Here is a 14,906-nt window from a genome sequence, read left to right on the forward strand (position 1 = left end):
CTTCTTAGTGAATGTGCAAGTGCTTCTTCTTGAAGATCGTGTGAAAAGGTCTTTTTCCCTTATCACTTGGTTTTGGGATTATGAAACCTTTCGTGTCAACATCGAGAATGTACGGGTCCGGTTTATTGAAGGAAAACTCCAAACAATCTTTGTCCCTGATTTGAATATCTTTCAGAACGCCTGGTGTCAGGTCGTTGGAAATCTCGACTTGATCCGCAACCTTAAAATCCTGGTCGATCAGAGTGGCGTAGAGAGCCTCATCGTAGGGTGAATTCGCTGTCGTCAGGACAAGGTACCAGCCATTCTCAAGAGAAAGCTGATGCTCTAATACCGAACCTTTTACGTTGATGGATTCTGCTTGCTGGGAGGTCGTTAAAATCGATTCTTCTTGATTTGTTGGCGTAAGGCTAAAAAGATCGTTATCTTTCATTCGATCGTTCCTTGTGTTCAGCGCTAGGTTCAGTTTGAGTTCTTTCCGTTCACCGATGTTGCATGCCGACTAGAGTTTTGCGAATGACGGTGAGGGCATCGATAAATACCGGGTGCCATTCTGAACCCGGTGGTAGCGATAACGGATGCCAAAAATACTGAAACACGTGGCCTCCGTCATCTTTACAGTAATGATCCCAGTGGTCGGGCAGGTGATCCCCTGCTGCCATCATACAAATGCTCCATACGGGCTCATCAAGGCGTCGCTGCCACTCTAGCAGTGGATACTCTGCTTTTAACGTGATTCCAGCTTCTTCCTTCAATTCTCGCTCTGACGCCGACAGGTAGGATTCGCTGGGTTCAATGGTGCCCTTTACCAGTTGAATGCCTGCCAATGGGTGCCTAAAGACGAGAATTTCAAATTGGGTTGCTCGGGTTCGCAATACCACGGGACAAGCTTTGTTCATGTCGTTATGGGCTTCCGCGTCTATTACGAGACGCTATGTCTATCGCCAAATCATACCATTGACTGTTTTCAATGGCAGCCAGTTCAGCCTTTGTGGGGAGTACATGCTCATCCAGGAAGCTGGAAGTCAAAGGGTGATATTTGCCCACACAGAGGTCAAGAGCCTTCCTTGTTGAGTTCATCTCATAGTTGCCTTTGTGTATCATCTGAGCGTGAAATATCAGAACATCCCCGGGAGCGAGGTCAATTAACTCGGAATTTGGAAGTGGATCGCTATTCTTGGAGTCATTTAGCTCAAACCTCACATTCCGCTCCAGCTCAGTATCCCATCGTCTATGCGTCCCTGGGACCAGTTCAACGCCCCTTTCCTCCACTAGGGGTATGCGGATATGAAGGCTCAGCATCCTTCTGAGTTCGTCACGCTGCACGTCATCCTCGATAGGGCTGTACTGCATGTCTCTATGCCAGTAGGGGAGCCGCTCAGCGTTTGTAGGGTTGAAAAACAGCTGAGTGTTGTGAAAATGGATACCCGGACCGAAAATATCCTCAATCGCTTCGGTAAGCTTTGCGGGAGCAATTGCTTCGAAGAACTCTACTCGTTGATCGGGGTTGTCTTGGAAGTGCTCAGGAAGTGTCAACGAGTGCATATTGACCAGCCTGTTTCTATAGATTTCGGTATTGTTGCCATGAGCCCATTTCCGATAAACAGGGTCGACGTGCTTATCTATGAAAGAGATCTCGGTTCTGTTGAACAGTCCTCTCAAAATGGTATACCCAAGCGCCTCAAAATGGTCTCTAGGATTCATTTGAAATTCCCTGGTGACGTTGGCTGGTCAAGCCTCGTCGAGTAACGTAACCATGCGGTTGGCCATGGAAATATACTCTTTAGCGGCGTCCGTTTTAACTTCCTTATCGGTAAGGTGAACCGCCTCGTTACGGGTTTCCTTCAATCGCTGGAGTAAGTTGAAGGCCCCTTTTCCCAGGCTATTGTAATCCCCCAGCTGGACCTGAAGCCTATGGATGCTCGACCTCTTTATATACTCTGCGCTAATCCCATAACGAGACCCCATTTCTTCCAGGGCGGTCTCGACATCCAGCCAAGACTCAAGAATCGCACCTCTAGGAGAAAGCTCGGCCAGCTTTATACGCCGGGCAAACGTCTTTGTGTCGGGTGTGGCTGTTTCTGGTAGAGAGATTTCAGCTTCCCGGCTTGCCTCGTGAATGCGATTACTGAACTCAATCTGAGTTTCGTTGTGTTTGATGCTCTGAACTCTGCCAATTGCTTCGACGAGCTCCTTTCGAAGCAGAATGATAGTTGCAACAAGTGCAAAAGGCCATGCAACCGAATCTATTACTAGGGAGATAAATGTAAGCCAATCCATGTGGCCTCCTTAGTGGTTTTGTTAATAGGTGCCGCTTTGGTTCTTTTCCGACATTGATGCTCTATCAATCAGGTGTCGCGAAATCAACGATTTTTACGCCTTTGGTGTTCTTTAGACTGCTGTCGTTGTCTTATGCGACAGTCTTGACCGCCTTTTTAGGCTGCTTGTAGAGTATACGTTACCCGCCCAGCCTTAACGACGTTCTTGATCCTCCAGAAACTGATCCAATAGGTAGTCTTCTTCGCCGTCTTTCAGGGTGATTTCCAGACCATAGTTTATTTGGCCGCTGCACCAAGCCTGGCGCTCCACAAACCGGACGGTGGCATAGAAATTGGCGGTAATCGTTTGCTCTTCCGTCAGCACATAGAACTGCGTGTGCTCATTCAAATCGACAAGCACCTCTTCCGACCAATTCCCCGACCGTAAGGCTAATCCATCGCCGGAGCAGGGCCCGACCCCCGACCCCTGGTATATCGGGTCGCTGGTCTCGGTCTCATAGTCCTCTTCCAGGCAGGGCGCAGGGTCTGCGGCACACCCTTGGCTCTGATCGAAAAAAGCCTCCAATCTATCCTCAATTAAAACGGTGGCGCCATCCATGCTGGCGTCGTTTTCCATACGTCGGGCCACCAGCTCATTGAGGGAGACCGCATCGCTTAAATCACGCTGGGTGGTTGTCTGAGGGCTGCGCGGCGCATCATCCCCGCTGCAAGACCACAAGGCGGCGGAAGAGATGATGAGAAATGGAAGTAAGAAGGTTTTCATAGTATGTCCCTGTATCTAGATTGACAGTGTTTGTGCAAAGGCACTGAATATGTGAGATCTCCTCCGGTTCAGTGCGATACGCGATTGCGAATAACAGCGAGGGCGTCGGAAAATACCGGATGCCACTCCGAACTCGGAGGTAACGACAACGGATGCCAAAAAAACCGGAATAGGTGGCCGCCGTCATCTTCGCAGTAATGCTCCCAGTGGTCAGGCAGGTGATCCCCGGGTTCCATTAGGCAGAGACTCCATATAGGTTCATCAGGACGCCTCTGCCACTCAGGCAGCAGATATTCGGCCTTCAATATTATCCCGGCTTCCTCCAAAAGCTCCCGCTGTGACGCGTCCAAGCTGGACTCTCCCGGCTCTATCGTGCCCTTAACCAGTTGAATACCCGCCAATGGGTGCCTGAAGGTCAGTATTTCCAGCCTGTTATCTCGATATCGTAGTACAACCGGGCAGGCTTTATAGCTCAATTCTGTAAACATGGACTTGAGGGTACTTTGGGTCTGGTCCAAGGTTCTTCCAGCCGTGCTTGGTATAGAACTTGACCGCACTTTGGTTGGTCGGGCTAACTCGAAGCGTGGCGGCGCAACACCCCTTAGAGCGGAGAGTGGATGTCACATGCTCTTGCAGCGCAAATCCAAGCCCCAACCCTCGCATAGTCGGCTTGAGGTAAAACAGGTTCACGTGCGCAATATCACCGGGGTAAGAGAACTCTAGCTGCCCGATAATAGTTCCGTCGTGAATGACGTGAAGCACTCCGTCCGGGAATCTCGTGGCATGATCAACAAGCCATGCGCGATAGTCCTCTTCGTTCCAGTGCGTTTTCCATGTGTCTGTGTCGGGAAAGCTAATCTCGAAAGAATCCTGTCTGAACCGCACTCAAAGATCCATATCTTCAGCGAAGTTCACTCGTTGAAAGATCATAGTCTGACCGTTAGTGCTGCATGTGCCACACGGGGTTTCTGAATCTCCTGTAGCCGGTTTGTTCGGTGAACTGTTAGACCCCTCGGAAGACTTAACCATATTCCACCCAGTCTGGGTTGAGCTTTGAGGTAAGCACATGATCTTCCCACTTGCCGTTGATTCTCAGATACTTTTTCGCCAACCCCTCTTCGGTAAAGCCCAACTTCTTCAAAAGGCGTGCTGATCTGGTATTGCGGGGCATATGATTCGCCATTATACGGTTGAGTCCAAGATTCTTGAACGCGTAATTTATGGCCTCCAGGCAGACCTCTGTCATCACCCCGGTGCCTTCGTGCTTTTTCGACACCCCATACCCCATAAAACACCCTTGTAAGGGTCCATATATTATATTGGTGAGGGAGCAGTGTGAGACCACCTCACCGTTTATGAGTCCAATGAAGTGGGCGGCGCTTCCAGTTACATGCTGCTGCTCACAATCAGCCAATTTCTGGGTGATCTCCTCCTGGCTATAATAGTCAGGGTCGCGAGCAGGTTCCCATTGTTGAAAATGATCCCGGTTTTCAGAAAAGTACGATTTTAAACGCTCAGCATCTTCGGTTGTTGTTAGGCGTATATCCATAGTGCTATTTAGCTCTTCCTGTCTTTACGGACAAAGGGCAAAGAACAAGTGTTATGCAGTTTTAGCCGCCGTGATCAAATGCCAGGGCCTGGGATCGTTCATCTTTGGAATGCCTTGGCGAGCTTCTGAGACCAGTGCATCGACTGTTTCTTCTTCAAGCTCATTGCGTAGGGCGCTCTCATGCTTTAACCATTGTATACCGCGTTTGTCAAAGACGTGAAATCTCCGGGCGCTAGGAGTCGGCCAAGACAATGAATCCATATCGCTGCAGCCCGGAATACCAGTTAGACCCAAGTCGCCGTTTCAGGAAAGGCCAAGCTCCTTCTGCTTTTTCTTGGTCAGCCCCAGAGAGACAATGCGGTGAGACTCCTTCAAGTAGTACTGGAGCTCTTCATCCCGGCCGGGAGGCACGTCGTATTGCTGTATCCACTTCATGCCGCGGGAGGCCAGATAGGGCGCTGGCCGATACCCTGGCTCTTCTTGCAGAATGTCGTAGTGCAGATCCGACACTTTAAACGAAAATGCCGGTTTTCCGGCCTTCGACCAGCCGCCAATGGCGAATACTTTCCCGCCCACCTTCCACACGTGGGCGCCGCCCCACTGAACGACATGGGACGTGGCGGGCAGGGCGCCGCAAAACTGGTTGTATTCATCGTAGGTCATACTGATCAGGCCGGAGTTTGGTTAAGAAGAGCACCACTCGTAAACCCGTATCCTGCCGGATATGAGCAATTGCCGCGTCTTCGACCTGATAAATGCCTGCCCTGAGTTGCGTGTTGCCTTGTGGGGTGTGCAGCCAGGCGAGGCCCCCGAAATTGATCAACACCGTCAGCCAGAATACGACGCGGAAACGGGTTTTCCGGGTTTTGTGTCGCAGGCGGCTCTGTGCCAAAAGCGCCCCAGGCCAGCCACCCAGTAGCGCCGCTATATGCAATGTCCTCTCTGATACTCGCCATTCGTTCTTCTGGGCCGCTGCTTTGTCTTTGGCGTACAAGCCGTAGGTGATCAGACTGAAAACAATCAATAGTAGACTCAGCGCGATGGGGGTAAAGCCAAAGTAATACGAAGCGATGGCGAGTGCAGCCAGGATGGCTAACAAAAACTGGCTAATTTTCAAGATTATATCCTCGTGCGACACGCTGTATCAGATGATATCCGGTCGCATTAACTGGCGTCCAGCGAGGTTCCCGGAAGCAGGCTGGTTCCCGGCGGTTGGGCACGGGATCCCAAAGTATAACCGGTTATTGATTTCCGGTATTTTTTGGAATGTGTCGCGAAAAGTTTCATATAACCGGTTCTATCCTATAGAATTGCCGCTTTTTTGTAGAGTATAATGCGAACAACAACATATTTATAGTTTTCTGGTGATTTTCTATGGAACATAAGCGGTTAAGCCAGCAGCTGGAGCAGCTGGTTGAATTGGCAAAGGCCCAAGAGCAGGAGTTGGCCCAGTACCGGTCCAAGGGGTCGGCGCCACCGGTACCCATTGAACACGCCGGAAAAGTGATTCGTGAGGCCCGGCAACGTCAGGGGCTCAAGCAGGTCGACCTCCAGGAACTGGCGGGCGTTGGCGTTACCTCCGTGGTCAATGTGGAAAACGGGCAGCTATCGGTGCAGCTCGATACACTGAAGCGGCTCGCGGGCGCCCTGGGGCTGAGACTGTACATCGGAGACTAGTATGGCCAGTGCCGACAAACGAAAGGCCGAGGTGTATTTTCTGGGGGTGTTCGCCGGAACCCTGGAGGAAACCGACTCCGGGTACCGGTTCACCTATGACCCGGACTACCCGGTCAACGGCGGCCGCCCGATAGGGGTCCAGTTTCCGCTGGGCCAAACGGTCTATGAATTCGATCACTTCCCCGGGTATTTCGACAATCTGGTGTCCGAAGGCTGGCTACGACGAACCCAATCGCAAACCCAACGAATTGCCGAAGAGGATCGATTTGGGCTTCTTCTGGCCAATGGCCGTGACTTGGTGGGCGCGGTCAGCATCAAGCCGAGTAATGAACGATGAGCGAGTATTGTCACATCAGCCTCAAGCCTCTGACGGGCAAGGAGGCCCACCCAGGCTACCGGGATGCCGAGTACAAGCGTCTGTTTGGCCGTTTGAAGGTAAAACCGGTATTGCCGTTTACCCGGGCCGAATTCTTCCAGGCCGGAGGCCGATACACCAAAGGGATGTCCATCTCCGGTGTTCAAGAGAAGCTCCCGTTGGGGATACGCGCCGGTGAGCTGGTTCCGGTGGACGAGGGAGGGCTTTACATTCTCAAGCCAAGCCCCGAGGCCTATCCTCACGCCGCCGAGAACGAACACGCGGGCATGGCGTTGAGCCGCCTGGTTGGCATCGAGACCGCGCTATGCGGCCTGATCCCCTTTAAAGACGGGGAGCTCGCCTATGTGTGCCGCCGGTTTGACCGGGATGCCAAAGGCAACAAGGCACCCCAGGAGGATTTACTGCAAGCAGCGGGGCTCCCATCCGAGGACAAGTACCGGCTCAGCTACGAAGAGGCGGGCCGCATCATCTCAAAAGCCACCAATGGCAAACCGGCGCCCGTTCTGGACATGATCAAACGAGTGATGCTCGCCTATGTGATGGGCAACGACGACCTGCACCTGAAAAACCTGAGCCTGCGTCGCGCAACCGCTGATGCACTCTACAGCTATTACGATCTGCTAACCCCAAACTACGACGTTCTGTTCTGTGACGGCTTCGAGCGTCCGAGCCAAGATAGCTTTCTGGCGCTGGACCTGCTGGCCAACGACGACTTTACGGAAAGCTACGAGCGTCTGGGCTTTTATACCCTGGAGGATTTCCTTGAGCTGGGACGCCGACTGAAGATTCCGGAGCGAGCGATTAAAAACTTTGCCAGCAAACTAGTCAACCTGGAGGACGAGGCGGCCGCCTTGATCCAGAACAGTTATATGCCGACGCCTATGCGTGAGAGGGCGGAGACGGTGGTGCGGGAACGGCTTAAAGTCATGAGTCCCGATTGACCGCCTCACGCCGAAAATCCTCGGTGTAGTGATTGTACTTGTTTTTCGTCTTCTTGGTCATAATGACACCCTCCGTTAAGTGGGGATTAGGTGTCTACTTTTCTTGGGAAACTACCGCCGCGCTAAAGCGTGCGCGCATTTGTCGCATCGCCTTTGAGCATCTGGTTAATCATAGTTTTTCTCAGAGTGAGCTTTATCCGTCTGATCCAGGCAGTATTTGTTAGCTCGGAACAGCACCTCCTGCCTGTGTTGAGCTTCTGAGTCTTGTTGCCCCATCTCATGACCGAGCTCCTCTGCTTTCCGGCGTAATTCCTCGTATCTCTCAAGCAGAGTCTCGTGAACCTTCTGAAGTTGTCTTCCGGGCTCAGTTGCGGTTCTGTAGTCTTCCATCTTTTCAATTTTGTTTAACGTACAGTGAGCTTGCCTTCCTCGAAGTAGCAATGCCACGTGGGTAACAGCTTCTTGATAGATTGCACGAGCATCATTCTCATTAGCTTTGAAAATGGTTGGCAGTGGAACCTTTTCTTCAGGATTTCTAGGTATAGGTATATATTTTGGAATAAGCATTTCATGAGGGACCGAGAGGTTTAGTGCTCTTTGTCTGATGCTTTTGTCGTTGAAAGAGGCGCCAGAAAGCTTGTGGGCGAACTCGTTCCTGATTCCTCGGATACCGTGCAGAAGCTTCCTCTCGATTTCGGATATCACTCCAAATCTATACGATAAATTGATTCTAGAGCTAAAAGAGCTTAATGGGCCATTTCCCGAGAACAGCTCTTTATTGTTCTTGGTTGTGTCTTCGACTAAGTATTCGAGAAGTATTTCTCTTAGAAGCTCGTCGAGATACGACGCCCCAACTATAGCAGCGGCTCTGTCGGAATCCCCTTCGAACTCTTCTTCCAAAATTCTCTGATCTTCGTTCATACTTTCTCTTAGTGCTTAACGCATAGCGCACCGGTGGCCTTTACAGGGCGAAGCGACGTAAAGGCCATCCGTTTGATGACGCGACGTGTTCAGCAGATTTTAACTGACCCACTTCACGATGAGCTTTTTCTAGCATCATTGGCCGAGTAGTTTATTTAACTTCTGAAAAGCTTTTTCAAATCGATCAAGCGCGTCGCTTGGAATATTCGCTTCAAGTGTATCAATGTTCTCCACTAAGTATCTAGCAGGTCGAAAGTGATTGAGGCTACTCTTGATGTGCCCCTCCACCTTAGGAACTACCCGTGGTTGCTTTCCTTTGACATCTGCCGGTTTTATTGGAGTCCAGACTTCTTTCTCGAACTCACCGTTCACTAGCTCAAGGTAGAAATTAAGACCAAACATGTCTTCGACATCGGCCTCTTTACCGTCGGTAAAATCAGCATACGTACTAACATCTTTTTTGGAGAGAATGCTCCGTTTGTACAGATTTTCAATAGTTTGTCGGTCTTTGCTCTGGTAGTCGAGGAGAGTAGCGATCCTTAGCCTTGTCTGACTACCCAGAAGAGCCACAAACGTAGACACCTTATCGATACCGCCAACAGGAGTTATGGTCCATTCTTCAGAAAGTGCGTCACGGCCTGCCCTATCAAGAACACTAGAAACGACCTGCAGATATAGGAGATCTGACACCCCTTCGACCACTAGACAGTTTTTGCCGACAAATAGCGTTTGGTATATTTGATAACCTAGTGCTCCCTGAAGTGGAAAAAGACTGTCATCGCTAGCTTCTAGAACATCCGTGACCACCTTCGTGCCATCTTCGCTTCGATCCAATGGGGCATCAGTCTCAATTCCCTTGTCTTGAACAATCCGAATTCTCTGAAATTTACTGGCGTCCACCATGAATGGAGAGTGCGTGGTGTAGATTACTTGATGCTTTCCCTGTAGCTCTTCATCAAAGTATCGGAGAAGATCTTCTTGGGCGCGCCCATGAAGAAATAATCCAGGTTCATCAAGCAATAGGATTATATCTTCACCCTTATGTTCCTTTTGAACTCGGGAATACCATGCTAAGAATGAGAAAAACCAGACAAAGCCCTTTGAGCGTGTTCCTAAATTTGTTGAAACTTCATGGCGAGAATCGTAAATGTCTGCCCAAATATTTGTTCCTTTTTGCATCCCCTCCGGGTCACCCGACTGGGCTGGACGAACGTCTATTTTCATTCGGACATGCTTATTCTGTGACCAGTACTTAAGCACTTTTCTGCTTAATCTGTTTCCAGCCCCCTCCAATTTATTCTTTAGCTCTTGTGTACGATTGGAGTCGGCCATAGCGGCAAGATCAATACCTGCTAAACCAATTAATCCTAGCATCGGATAATCAGAGGACAAGAGCTCATCATCCGCAACACGTTGCTGAAGCGCTTCTATGTTCGCTCGCCCTTCCATCTGATAGTACTCATCAAAGTATAAGAACTTTGGTACTCGACTGGATATAAACTGATTGTAAACGTATTTCCTGAGATTGCTGCTCGTGATTTTAGTGAAAATCTGGATAAGCCGTTTCGTCTCTTCCGTCTCTTCGGACTCTTTTAGTTCTGCAAGAATCAGCGAAGGATTGGCCCCCTTTTTCTTTAAAGAATCGGCAAGATTGGTCGATAAGTCCGAATTCTCAATCAAGTAAGAGTAAGCTTCTTCATCATTCAAGGAAATTCTAAATTTCTTCTCGAAATGGTCCTCGTCATTCGGATTTGGATAGTAAGCTAATTCAACGAGTTTGTAATTCTGAAAAATGTTAGGTCCGAATACTTCTTCCGCACCCTTTCGATCTGTTTCCTCAAACTCAAAGTGCGCTTCGACGACTTGAGCGGGATCTCGTTCTTTGTATTTGACTTCTTCCTCATAATCTGAAACGTAGGCGCGAGGATAATCGTCAGTCACATCAAACCCGGAGTCACTTCGAATTATGGGGTTTACTTTGTAGAGGGCTTCAAGAATTGCAGTTTTTCCTGCCTCATTTTTACCAACGAGACAGGTTATGTCAGAAACCTCGAACTCACCTGAATCCCATATTGATTTATATTCAGTGACTTTGGCTGATTTCAGTAGCATTTTTACAACTCCTTGGACTTTTTCGAGGTGAGCTAATTGCCGAACGTCCCAAGCAGGGGCATATTTTGCGCTTTGAGCGCAGCGGAGTAAAAAATGTCCCGCTGCCTGGTTTTTTAGCGCTTGGGCGGCGGTGCTGGAGGTGGTGACGGCCGAACATTTGTAGGTGGTGGCGGATTAGAGTTGCACCCATCATTTACTCCTCGATGAATTGGTGGTCGGGGCGCCGGAGGTGGTGGGTTGGACGATTTTTTTGACATACTTTACTCCCATGTTTTTTCCATGAACTCTACCATACGCACATCTTTTGCAGGTATCAGAATAGTTTCTACGCCGGTGATAGGAATTTCTTCTCCATCCACGAGCCAGGAGGCTTGCTCTATAGAGAAATGGCCTTTTTCAGAATTTGAGGGCCACTCTTTGGGCCAACCATATAGGCGCCTCTCTCCGTCTAAGTGCAACACAATATAGGTCACCCTATTCGAGAACTCACCGTACCACTCTGATGGATAAGATGTCTCTTTCGAAGCGCCTATTTTGCGGACAACCGAGTGAAACTTGTCGTTATTTGAAAAATAGGAAAATGTAAAACCAAGAATCGCTGCGATCGCAACCGAAACAACAAGCTCTATATCCCTATCCCATGAACCAAACGTCCAGTATTCCGATATAGAAATGACTGTAGCCCTGTAAATGTACACAACCACCTGAACAATAAGCGTAAATATTAGGGCTTGTACAACACGCTCAAACTGACTCGGCTTTACAAAAGACGTAAAGCCATAAAATACCCAGGCGGCAAGAAACCCCGGCAACAAATACCGTAAAATTTGAACTAAGTCAGATGCTAGATTTTCCATATATCGCTAATGCTGCATTCAGCGGTTTATCCGCTGTAATGCTTGTTAGCATCAATTATTCGCTCTATATTTTTTGAGAACTCCGTTGTATCCGCAAAGTAGTTCGGATACGCCTTTTTCAGACCATGCACTGATTCAGCCGAAACCAGTACAACATCTTTGTCATTGTTTTCTTTATATTCCCTTTCAAGCTCAGCATACCTTTTCGTTGCTGAATCAACATGGTCCCTGGAGTATCTCCTGACTCCGATATTCGACTTACTTACGTCTAAAACTAGCAGAAAATAGTCATTTTTGTTTTTTCTATCTCTGCCCAAATGTCGTGTAGATACGGCAAACGCCCTCAACTTATGCAGAACACCAAGTCTTTCAATATACTTTATCAGCTCCAGTCTCTCTGGAGAATTTGCATTTTTGGCCAAAGCCTTATTCTCTATGTCCTCGAACGCGAGACTGGCATATTTGAAGAAATTTAGCCATGCATCGTGTCCTTGACTTGCTTTGAGGCCCTGCCGAGTAAATGTGCCTACGACCTCTACTGCAGTTGCCCAGGAATGCTGAACTTTACTGCGAATCTGAAGCTCGATGGAATGCGCAGAATACTGAGTCTTCTGTCCGTTGTAGCGATATATTAAGTGGATGCCTCTGTAACCAGATTTTTTTGGTTGCTTAATATAGTCTCTCTGCCGGCGCAGGGTATTTCTAGTCCTTCCATCTACGATCGCATCACGAGTCTCGTAAACCTGATTTTTGTTCGCGACCACGATTCTGCAACCACCTATGTCTTCCATTCTATCAAGCTTCATCCCATTTTCTCTGCGCAACTTAGCGAGAATAGAGGGTGTTCGCTTTAATCTCCTAGCGACGACAGATTCTGGGTCAACATCGAAGGCTTTTTTTCTAAAATACCCAAGCATAGACTGGATTGGATATTCGTGTGATGATCGCCAATTATCAAGAATCTCATAAGCTTCAAAAAATTTATCGATATCAAGTTCATCGCTAATCAGATAGTCGCCAGCGCGCCGAACTGCCTTCTTTGAATATTTTAATTCAATCCACGACATACGTGATTTTCCTATGTTACGAATACGCTAACGCTGATGGTAACCGGCGCCGGAGCGCAGCGGAGGGAACCAAAAGCGAAACGCTTTTGGCGTCCGGTTGACCGACTGGTTATATGGCGTTCATTCGCCCAGGGCCGGGAAAACACCCGGACTATTGCAACTTTTTAGCTCGTTGGCCAGTGCAGCAATCGATACCACAATGGGTTTGCTTGGATTAACCGTTTCACCGTTCGCTTTCTGCTTTTCTATCTGGCTATTACCTTTTATGTACAGATCTAAAGACTCTTCACTCAGGTAACTCTTCGCTAATGTAGCATTGCTTCTTAATATAGACATGCGCTCTAGAGTTTTATCGATCTTTCCGTCTTCGTTTCCGTAATACAAATTTTGCAAATTGAGCGTCATTTCCTTCAACAACTGATTCATTGAATCGCAACGTTTGTAAAAATATGACTGCCGCGCCTCGACCTGCCCCACACGCATTTTCATTTTCTCGAGCTCTACACTATTCCAGTTCGAAAAAAGCGTCGTGGATATCGCTGCTAGCGCTGCTATCGCAGACGCAGCAATTGCTGAAATGACGGTCCATCTATTGTCGATGACTACTTCTCCTATTCATATAACAGTGTATTCAACGTCAAAGTGACGCGTTTAAATACGTCGGTTTGACGTGTTTAAGTGCGTCGGCTTGACGTATATCCCCGGCCAATATGGAAACCCTTCGGTGGCACGCTTGTGCTGACCAGCTAGTTCCCCCGGGCTCTTCTTCCGCCAAGAGTTTGTTGTTCACAAGGTATTCGGAGTCTATCGCGTTCATCTTCCTGTTACCTGTCCTCAGCTTGCGAAGAGAGGGGCGTCCAGTGCTATGGAGTACTGCGAGCGGATGCTCACTCGGGAAGGGCGCCACGATGTGTGTTTGCGGTGGCCATCGTTACCTGAAAGCCATGGTCAAGGCTTTGGTTGGATGTAGTGGGGTAGGTCGGGCCGCTCCTTGGCCCAGGCCATGTCTGTCTTTCGGGAGACGGGAATCAATCCCAGCTCAACGCACCACCGACCTGATATTCCGTCACGCGCGTCTCAAAGAAGTTCTTCTCCTTACGCAGGTCCATGATTTCGCTCATCCAGGGGAAGGGGTTCTGGGCGCCGGGGTACTGTTCTTTCAGGCCGAGCTGCGCGAGGCGGCGGTTGGCGATGAAGTGCAGGTACTCTTCCATCATGCCGGCGTTCATGCCCAGTACGCCGCGGGGCATGCTGTCGCGGGCGTAGGCGATTTCCAGTTCGGTGCCTTCCAGAACCATCTGGGTCACTTCTTTCTGGAATTCGGGGGTCCAGAGGTTCGGGTTTTCCAGTTTGATCTGGTTGATGACGTCGATGCCGAAGTTCAGGTGCATGGACTCATCGCGCAGGATGTACTGGAACTGCTCGGCCACGCCGGTCATTTTGTTGCGACGGCCCATGGACAGGATCTGGCTGAAGCCGCAGTAGAAGAAGATGCCTTCGGTGACGGCGTAGAAGGCGACCAGGTTGCGCAGCAGTTCCTGGTCGGTTTCCGGGGTGCCGGTGTTGAAGGTCGGGTCGCCCAGGGTCTGGGTGTGCTTGAGGCTCCAGGCGGCTTTGGCGGCGACTGAGGGCAGCTCGCGGTACATGTTGAAGATTTCCGCCTCGTCCATGCTCAGGGACTCGATGCAGTACTGGTACGCATGGGTGTGGATGGCTTCTTCAAACGCCTGGCGCAGGATGTACTGGCGGCACTCCGGGTTGGTGATCAGGCGGTAGATGGCCAGCACCAGGTTGTTCGCCACCAGGGAGTCGGCGGTGGAGAAGTAGCCCAGGCTGCGCTTGACGATGCGACGCTCGTCTTCGGTCAGGCCGTCGCGGCTTTTCCACAGGGCGATGTCCGCGGTCATGTTCACTTCCTGGGGCATCCAATGGTTGGCGCAGCCGTCCAGGTATTTCTGCCAGGCCCAGTCGTATTTGAAGGGTACGAGCTGGTTGAGGTCAGCGCGGCAGTTGATCATGCGCTTGTCGTCGACCTCGATGCGCGAGGCACCCATTTCCAGCTCTTCCAGGCCGGGGGCGACGTCCAGGTGCTCCAGGGATTCGCGGGCTTCGGCCACGGCGTCAGACTCTTTGCCGGTGCTGGTATTGGCGTGGTCGCTTTTGGCGGCGGCTTCGGCCGGGGCGCTGTCGTAGCTGGCAGCGGGTTCCTTCACGGCGGCTTTGGGCTCCGGTTTGGGGGGAGCTTGGGGGGCCGGTTTGGATTGTTGTTGCGTTTCTTCGGCTGCGTCGAAATCGTCCCAACTCAACATAGCGCTTTTGTCCTGTGTTTGGGGGGTGAATTTGGGTGTTTAATTGGTAGGTGGCGCT

At 50.0% G+C, this 14,906-nt stretch carries 19 protein-coding genes; 3 read left to right on the top strand and 16 right to left on the bottom strand.

The annotated features are described in order from the left end of the window. Positions 1–4 precede the first annotated feature (4 nt). The 10 genes from G547_RS0104055 to G547_RS0104100 form a co-directional block, all read right to left on the bottom strand. Entirely contained in the window at positions 5–430 is a 426-nt protein-coding gene (locus tag G547_RS0104055; protein ID WP_027328735.1) for a hypothetical protein, read from the bottom strand. A 49-nt stretch (positions 431–479) separates the two neighbouring features. Further along, positions 480–896: an NUDIX domain-containing protein gene (locus G547_RS0104060; protein WP_036187007.1), complete on the bottom strand. Its 417-nt coding sequence runs from the start codon at positions 894–896 to the stop codon at positions 480–482. A gap of 4 nt (positions 897–900) precedes the next feature. Next, positions 901–1,701 carry a phytanoyl-CoA dioxygenase family protein gene (locus tag G547_RS0104065; protein ID WP_027328737.1) on the bottom strand — a complete coding sequence of 267 codons (801 nt, stop codon included), beginning with the start codon at positions 1,699–1,701 and terminating at the stop codon, positions 901–903. A 27-nt stretch (positions 1,702–1,728) separates the two neighbouring features. Then, complete coding sequence (locus tag G547_RS0104070; protein ID WP_027328738.1) at positions 1,729–2,277, bottom strand: hypothetical protein; 549 nt, start codon at positions 2,275–2,277, stop codon at positions 1,729–1,731. Between the two features lie 192 nt (positions 2,278–2,469). Then, positions 2,470–3,039: a hypothetical protein gene (locus G547_RS0104075; RefSeq protein WP_027328739.1), complete on the bottom strand. Its 570-nt coding sequence runs from the start codon at positions 3,037–3,039 to the stop codon at positions 2,470–2,472. A 68-nt stretch (positions 3,040–3,107) separates the two neighbouring features. Next, positions 3,108–3,527, bottom strand: a complete 420-nt coding sequence (locus G547_RS24020) for an NUDIX hydrolase (RefSeq protein ID WP_027328740.1) — start codon at positions 3,525–3,527, stop codon at positions 3,108–3,110. Next, positions 3,505–3,924 carry a GNAT family N-acetyltransferase gene (locus G547_RS24025; RefSeq protein ID WP_027328741.1) on the bottom strand — a complete coding sequence of 140 codons (420 nt, stop codon included), beginning with the start codon at positions 3,922–3,924 and terminating at the stop codon, positions 3,505–3,507. Before G547_RS24025 ends, G547_RS24020 begins: the two co-directional genes overlap by 23 nt. A 136-nt stretch (positions 3,925–4,060) precedes the next feature. Next, the gene (locus G547_RS0104090; protein WP_027328742.1) at positions 4,061–4,588 is read right to left on the bottom strand and encodes a GNAT family N-acetyltransferase; all 528 of its coding nucleotides are present in this window, start codon (positions 4,586–4,588) and stop codon (positions 4,061–4,063) included. A 303-nt stretch (positions 4,589–4,891) separates the two neighbouring features. Next, positions 4,892–5,251, bottom strand: a complete 360-nt coding sequence (locus tag G547_RS0104095) for an MmcQ/YjbR family DNA-binding protein (RefSeq protein ID WP_027328743.1) — start codon at positions 5,249–5,251, stop codon at positions 4,892–4,894. Beyond that, positions 5,238–5,705, bottom strand: coding sequence for a DUF1294 domain-containing protein (locus G547_RS0104100; RefSeq protein WP_027328744.1), 468 nt, complete (start codon positions 5,703–5,705; stop codon positions 5,238–5,240). Before G547_RS0104100 ends, G547_RS0104095 begins: the two co-directional genes overlap by 14 nt. A 257-nt stretch (positions 5,706–5,962) precedes the next feature. Here G547_RS0104100 and G547_RS20085 point away from each other — a divergent pair, with 257 nt between their 5' ends. From G547_RS20085 to G547_RS22490, 3 genes are read left to right on the top strand one after another with little or no spacing between them, the layout of a single operon-like run. Then, on the top strand, positions 5,963–6,265 hold the full coding sequence (locus tag G547_RS20085; protein ID WP_036187010.1) for a helix-turn-helix domain-containing protein: 303 nt from the start codon (positions 5,963–5,965) through the stop codon (positions 6,263–6,265). Position 6,266: 1 nt separating this feature from the next. Then, positions 6,267–6,602: a HipA N-terminal domain-containing protein gene (locus G547_RS0104110; RefSeq protein ID WP_027328745.1), complete on the top strand. Its 336-nt coding sequence runs from the start codon at positions 6,267–6,269 to the stop codon at positions 6,600–6,602. Then, on the top strand, positions 6,599–7,582 hold the full coding sequence (locus G547_RS22490) for a HipA domain-containing protein (RefSeq protein WP_051234785.1): 984 nt from the start codon (positions 6,599–6,601) through the stop codon (positions 7,580–7,582). Before G547_RS0104110 ends, G547_RS22490 begins: the two co-directional genes overlap by 4 nt. A 165-nt stretch (positions 7,583–7,747) precedes the next feature. Here the strand turns inward: G547_RS22490 and G547_RS22495 are convergent, their stop codons facing one another. The 6 genes from G547_RS22495 to G547_RS0104145 form a co-directional block, all read right to left on the bottom strand. After that, entirely contained in the window at positions 7,748–8,503 is a 756-nt protein-coding gene (locus G547_RS22495) for a hypothetical protein (RefSeq protein WP_051234787.1), read from the bottom strand. 135 nt (positions 8,504–8,638) lie between these two features. Next, positions 8,639–10,615 (bottom strand): AAA family ATPase, encoded by a 1,977-nt coding sequence (locus G547_RS0104125; protein ID WP_027328746.1) that lies wholly within the window; start codon positions 10,613–10,615, stop codon positions 8,639–8,641. A 260-nt stretch (positions 10,616–10,875) separates the two neighbouring features. Next, on the bottom strand, positions 10,876–11,472 hold the full coding sequence (locus G547_RS0104130; protein ID WP_027328747.1) for a DUF6338 family protein: 597 nt from the start codon (positions 11,470–11,472) through the stop codon (positions 10,876–10,878). 26 nt (positions 11,473–11,498) lie between these two features. Beyond that, a complete protein-coding gene (locus G547_RS0104135; protein WP_027328748.1) occupies positions 11,499–12,539 on the bottom strand; it encodes a RelA/SpoT domain-containing protein in 1,041 nt (346 codons plus the stop codon). Between the two features lie 120 nt (positions 12,540–12,659). Then, positions 12,660–13,028: a hypothetical protein gene (locus G547_RS0104140; protein WP_027328749.1), complete on the bottom strand. Its 369-nt coding sequence runs from the start codon at positions 13,026–13,028 to the stop codon at positions 12,660–12,662. A gap of 539 nt (positions 13,029–13,567) precedes the next feature. Continuing rightward, a complete protein-coding gene (locus G547_RS0104145; RefSeq protein WP_027328750.1) occupies positions 13,568–14,848 on the bottom strand; it encodes a ribonucleotide-diphosphate reductase subunit beta in 1,281 nt (426 codons plus the stop codon). Between the last annotated feature and the right edge of the window lie 58 nt (positions 14,849–14,906).

The organism is Marinimicrobium agarilyticum DSM 16975, from assembly GCF_000423345.1.
GTDB classification, from domain to species: Bacteria; Pseudomonadota; Gammaproteobacteria; order Pseudomonadales; family Cellvibrionaceae; genus Marinimicrobium; species Marinimicrobium agarilyticum.